This window comes from Tabrizicola sp. (assembly GCF_051645465.1).
Lineage (GTDB): Bacteria > Pseudomonadota > Alphaproteobacteria > Rhodobacterales > Rhodobacteraceae > Tabrizicola.
The window spans coordinates 1-5,475 of record NZ_JBOFBI010000419.1; the positions used below are offsets into that span (position 1 = coordinate 1).

A 5,475-nucleotide genomic window follows, 5' to 3' on the forward strand; every position below is an offset into this window, starting at 1 on the left:
GTGCCGACCTACCCCGACGCGGGCCGCTTCTGGGAGGTCTGCGCCAAGCACAAGGTCAACCAGTTCTACACCGCGCCCACCGCCATCCGCTCGCTGATGGGCCTCGGTCCGGAATGGGTGGAAAAGCACGACCTCTCCAGCCTCAAGCTTCTGGGCTCGGTCGGCGAGCCGATCAACCCCGAGGCCTGGAACTGGTACAACACGCATGTCGGCAAGGGGAAATGCCCGATCGTCGACACGTTCTGGCAGACCGAAACCGGCGGCCACATGCTGACCCCTCTGCCCGGCGCGATCCCGACCAAGCCCGGCTCGGCCACCCTGCCGTTCTTCGGCGTGAAGCCCGTGGTGCTCGATCCCTCGACCGCGACCATCAAGGCCGAGACGGAAACCGACGGTGTCCTCTGCATCGCCGACAGCTGGCCTGGGCAGATGCGCACCCTCTGGGGCGATCACGCCCGCTTTGAAGAGGCCTATTTCAGCCAGTACAAGGGCTACTACTTCACCGGCGACGGCTGCCGCCGCGATGCCGATGGCTACTACTGGATCACCGGCCGGGTCGATGACGTGATCAACGTCTCCGGCCACCGGATGGGCACGGCAGAGGTCGAATCCGCGCTGGTCGCCCACGAGGCGGTGGCCGAGGCTGCAGTGGTCGGCTACCCGCACGACATCAAAGGCCAGGGGATCTACGCCTACGTCACCCTGATGCGCGGAACCGACCCGACCGAGGCGCTGCGCAAAGAACTCGAGGCCTGGGTCCGCACCGAGATCGGGCCCATTGCCAAGCCTGACGTCATCCAGTGGGCCCCCGGACTGCCGAAGACCCGCTCCGGCAAGATCATGCGGCGCATCCTGCGCAAGATCGCCGAGAACGACTTCGGCTCGCTTGGCGATACCTCGACGCTGGCCGATCCGTCGGTGGTCGACGACCTGATCGCCAACCGGATGAACAGGGGGTGAGCCGCCGATCGGCCAAGGTGCGGTCGCGCGAATGAAGTCGAAGTCTCCGCAGGTCCGAAGACTGGCAGGCGGAGACCCAAAGAAGGGGAGGGGAAGGCCGCTGGCGGCCCGACCTTCAGGAGGGCCATCCCCAAAGGGGGGTGGAAAAGAGCACGAGCCCGCCAGCCTGCGCGGGCAAACGCCAACAACGAACGGGGACGCCCGGACAGCGAGTCCGGGCCTTAAGGAGGTATTGCATGGCTACGACATCAACCAACGTGCGCGAACGATCGCGCCCCATGACGGGGGAGGAGAAGAAAGTCATTCTCGCCTCTTCCGCGGGGACCATCTTCGAATGGTATGACTTCTATCTCTACGGCTCGCTCGCGGCGATCATCGGCGCGCAGTTCTTCACGCCCTTCCCGGAAGCCACACGCAACGTCTTTGCGCTGCTGGCCTTTGCGGCGGGCTTCATCGTGCGCCCGTTCGGCGCCCTCTTCTTCGGGATGCTCGGCGACCTCATCGGCCGCAAGTACACCTTCCTGATGACGATCGTCATCATGGGCCTTTCGACCTTCATCGTGGGCCTTCTGCCGAACTACTATTCCTGGGGTATCGCCGCGCCGATCATCCTGATTGCGCTTCGCATGCTGCAGGGCCTGGCGCTTGGCGGTGAATACGGCGGTGCCGCGGTCTATGTGGCCGAGCACGCTCCCGCCAACCAGCGGGGCTACTTCACCTCGTTCATCCAGACCACGGCGACGCTGGGGCTTCTCCTGTCGCTGGTCGTGATCCTGTCGGTGCAGGGCTACGTCAACGGCGCCTATCCCGACCAGCCGGTGCTCGATGCGGCCGGTGCAGCGGTGATGAACGCAGATGGTACGCCACAAATGCAGAAGTACTTCAACGCCCATGGCTGGCGCTGGCCGTTCCTCGGCTCGATCATTCTGCTGGGCATCTCGCTCTACATCCGCCTGCAGATGAACGAATCCCCCGCCTTCAAGAAGATGAAGGAAGAGGGTGCCGCCTCGAAAGCCCCGCTGACCGAGGCATTCGGACCGGGCCGCAATGCGCTCGTGCTCCTCATCGCGCCGATCCTGATGCTCGTACTGGCGTTCTCAGGCATGCTGACCGGCACCCTGGCCATGTACATCGGCATCCTCTTTGCCCTCATCTGCGTCATCTGGGGATGGCTCAACGCAAAGATCGCGCTGATCGCACTCCTCGGCCTTGTCGCGGGTCAGGCTGTGGTCTGGTACTCGGGCCAGTTCTACGCGCTCTTCTTCATGCAGAACGTGATCAAGGTTGATGCCTTCTCGGCCAACGTCTTCGTGGCCTGGTCGCTGATCCTTGGCACCGGAGGCTTCATCTTCTTCGGCGCTCTCTCTGACCGTATCGGCCGCAAGCCGATCATCCTCGCAGGCTGCCTGATCGCGGCTCTTACCTACAAGTTCGTCTTCCCGTTCCTGACGCAGACCGCGAACCCCGCGCTCTACGCCGCGCACCAGACCCCGGTCGTGGTTGTGGCTGATCCGGAGAACTGCTCGTTCCAGTTTAACCCGGTAGGGACGGCCAAGTTCACCAAGTCCTGCGACATCGCAAAGGCACTTCTGGCCCGGGCTTCGGTCAACTACGAGACGGTGCCGACCGACGCAGGCGCCATCGCCATGGTGAAGATCGGCGATACCGAAGTCGCGTCCTACGATGGCAGCGCGAACACCAAGGCGATCGACGCAGCCAAGGCCGCGCTTGAGGAAGTGAAGAAGGGCATGGACGCTGCTGCAGTGACCGCGCTCGGCGACGCCGAAAAGGCGCTGTCCACGGCCAAGGCCGCTGCGGGCACCGCCGACAAGGCGTTGACCACGGCGAACGCCGGTACGGACGAGGCTGCGAAGACCGCCGCCAAGGCCAAGGCCGACGAAGCCGCGGCAGCGGTGACTGCCGCCCAGGCAGCTCTCGACGTGGTCCGCACCCCGATCGCCGCCGATGTCCTGGCGAAGTATGACGAGGCCGCGGCTCTCGTCGCCAAGGAAAGCGGCGTGAAGGCCGCCTTCGAGAAAGGCGTGAACGATGCGCTTGCGGCGGCGGGCTATCCGCTTGCGGCCGACAAGAACACGACCATCGCCAAAGCCAGTAACTTCATCGACATCTTCACTGCTCAGAAGCTGACGATCATCGCGATCCTCACCTATCTGATCATCCTGGTGACGATGGTGTACGGCCCGATCGCGGCCATGCTGGTCGAGCTCTTCCCGACCCGCATCCGCTACTCCGGCCTGTCGCTGCCCTACCACATCGGCAACGGCTGGTTCGGCGGCCTGATGCCCGCGACCGCATTCGCGATCTCGGCGCAGTCCGGCTCGGTCTATGGCGGTCTGTGGTACCCGATCGCGATCGCCCTGGTGACCGTGGTCATCGGCCTGATCTTCGTGCCGAACGGGACCCACAAGAAGGACATCTTCGCCGACGACTCGTCGCGCTGATGTTTTCGGTCCGGGCCGGGGTGCACACCCTGGCCCGGCCTTCCCCCCTGGATCTGCATCCTGACAAGCCGCCGGACGGGCGGGCTTCTCTGGGCGCAGAACTGCCGGGCCTCAAGACGGCCCGCAGCTCTTTCGTCCGGCCGTCGGCTCTCCGCCCGCTGCGGGGAACCGAAGGGTCAGCCGCGCAGACGCCGCACGATCACCGCGAGGGCGAGAACGATGGCCAGGATGACAAGGTTCGAGACAAGGCCCGCCAGCACCGCGTCGGTCAGTGCTACCGAAGGCTTGGGGTTCGTCACCGGCAGGATCACCGCGACAAATACGACGCCAAGCGCCAGGGGCAGCGCACGCCCTGTGACTGCAGCTGTGCGGTACATGGTCAACACAAGGCCCACGATCAGGCCGATGCGCAGCACGTCAACAAGCTGCGACTGGATAAGCTCTAGCACGGTCCGTTCTCCCTTTGCCCATCCTTTCCCCATCGCAACCGGCCGCACAAGCCCCCGCTGGACCGGGGGGCCGCCATGACCACCCACGCCTCCCAACTGACCCCCCGCGTCCTTGTGGTCGAGGACGAGGACAACATCGCCACGGCACTGGAATTCCTGATCACCCGCGAAGGTTATGGCCATGACCGGGTTGCGTCCGGCGCCGATGCCTTGCCTCGCATCCGCGACACGCGCCCCGACCTTGTGCTGCTGGACGTGATGCTGCCCGAAGTCTCGGGCTACGATATCTGCCTTGGCATCCGGACCGATCCTGCACTTGCGGACGTGAAGATCCTGATGATGACCGCGCGCGGATCAGCGATCGAAAGGCGCAAGGGCCTGTCGCTTGGCGCCGACGGTTTCATCACCAAACCCTTCGAGCTGAAGGAACTTCGCGAGGAGGTACGCCGCCTGCTCGGCAACGGAAGCTAGATCCCCGTCGGATTGCCCCCGACTGCCGGACCGCAGCGCCTTCGCGCCCGATTCGCGCGAGTTGGTTAACCGCCTTAAGATGAGACCCGGGGCGACACGGAAAAGAGACGAAACCAAGATCATTAACTTGTTCGATAGCTGTAAGATTAACGCAGCGTTTCCAAGGGCTTGACGGCCAAGTTGGCCCACGGTCTCGACCCTCCTCGTCTTTATCGTTCACACTCCCTTAACACCACCGCCCGGTGCCCCTGCAACTTCAAGTCGCGCCTTCCGGCCGCTCAGTTCATCGGCGCACCACCCTCGGCCTTCCGCCTGGCGACATAAGCCTCCAGCGCCTCGGCCCGGTCCTCCTCCAGCGCTGGCGTCTCCGCCTCCGCCAGAAGCTGCCGCCAGACCACCCCCGCCCGCGCCTCGGCATCCTGCGCCCCACGCTCGAGCCAGTTGGGCCAGCTGTCCCAGTTCGACACCAGCGGCGCATAGAACGCCGTCTCATAAGCCGCCATCGTCTGCGCCGTTCCGAAGAAGTGCCCTCCCGGCCCGGCCTCCTCCACCGCAAAAAGCGCCAGAGCGTCAGGCGACGTATCGACCGGAGCCAGCACCGCCTGCATCATCTGCAGCATCTCGGCATCAAGAATTAGCTTTTCAAAACTGGAAGTTAGCCCTCCATGCATCCAGCCTGCCGCGTGTTCCACCAGATGTGCCCCACCCATCACCGCGCCCCAAAGCGACATCTGCGTCTCATAGGCGGCCTGGGCGTCAACCGCATTCGCCGCCGTCACGGCAGAGCTGCGGAACGGGACGCCGATGAACCGCGCCAACTGGCCCGACGCCAGCGCAGCACGGGTATACTCGGGGGTCCCGAAGGCTGGCGCGCCCGACCGCAGGTCGACGTTCGAGGTGAAACCCCCGTACATCACCGGCACCCCCGGCCGCACGATCTGGGTCAGAACGATCCCCAAAAGCGCCTCCGCATGCTGCAAAGTCAGTGCCCCCGCCAGCGTCACCGGCGCCATCGCACCGGCAAGAGTAAAGGGCGTGATGACGTTGACCTGCCCATGTTCGGCCAGCGTGATCAGCCCCTCGGCCATCGGAATATCCAATTGCCGCGGCGAGTTAGTGTTGATGATGCCAAG

Annotated in this window: 5 protein-coding genes; 3 read left to right on the forward strand and 2 right to left on the reverse strand. The window is 64.6% G+C overall.

The genetic code is table 11. The features are described 5' to 3' along the window. Positions 1 to 960: AMP-binding enzyme (locus tag ACRCSW_RS25570; RefSeq protein ID WP_438708473.1), on the forward strand; the 960-nt coding region annotated here is incomplete at its 5' end. A gap of 236 nt (positions 961 to 1,196) precedes the next feature. Further along, complete coding sequence (locus tag ACRCSW_RS25575) at positions 1,197 to 3,422, forward strand: MFS transporter (RefSeq protein WP_438708474.1); 2,226 nt, start codon at positions 1,197 to 1,199, stop codon at positions 3,420 to 3,422. Between the two features lie 176 nt (positions 3,423 to 3,598). Here the strand turns inward: ACRCSW_RS25575 and ACRCSW_RS25580 are convergent, their stop codons facing one another. Beyond that, positions 3,599 to 3,871 (reverse strand): hypothetical protein, encoded by a 273-nt coding sequence (locus tag ACRCSW_RS25580; protein ID WP_438708475.1) that lies wholly within the window; start codon positions 3,869 to 3,871, stop codon positions 3,599 to 3,601. Between the two features lie 75 nt (positions 3,872 to 3,946). Between ACRCSW_RS25580 and ACRCSW_RS25585 the strand changes: the two genes are divergently transcribed. Further along, complete coding sequence (locus ACRCSW_RS25585; protein ID WP_438708476.1) at positions 3,947 to 4,342, forward strand: response regulator transcription factor; 396 nt, start codon at positions 3,947 to 3,949, stop codon at positions 4,340 to 4,342. 278 nt (positions 4,343 to 4,620) lie between these two features. Here the strand turns inward: ACRCSW_RS25585 and ACRCSW_RS25590 are convergent. Continuing rightward, on the reverse strand, positions 4,621 to 5,475 hold an 855-nt coding region (locus ACRCSW_RS25590), incomplete at its 5' end, for a trimethylamine methyltransferase family protein (protein WP_438708477.1).

Bases quoted from the DNA above. Each gene is read 5' to 3' on its own strand.
- ACRCSW_RS25585 (WP_438708476.1), top strand. From the start codon at position 3,947: ATGACCACCCACGCCTCCCAACTGACCCCCCGCGTCCTTGTGGTCGAG.
- ACRCSW_RS25575 (WP_438708474.1), top strand. From the start codon at position 1,197: ATGGCTACGACATCAACCAACGTGCGCGAACGATCGCGCCCCATGACG.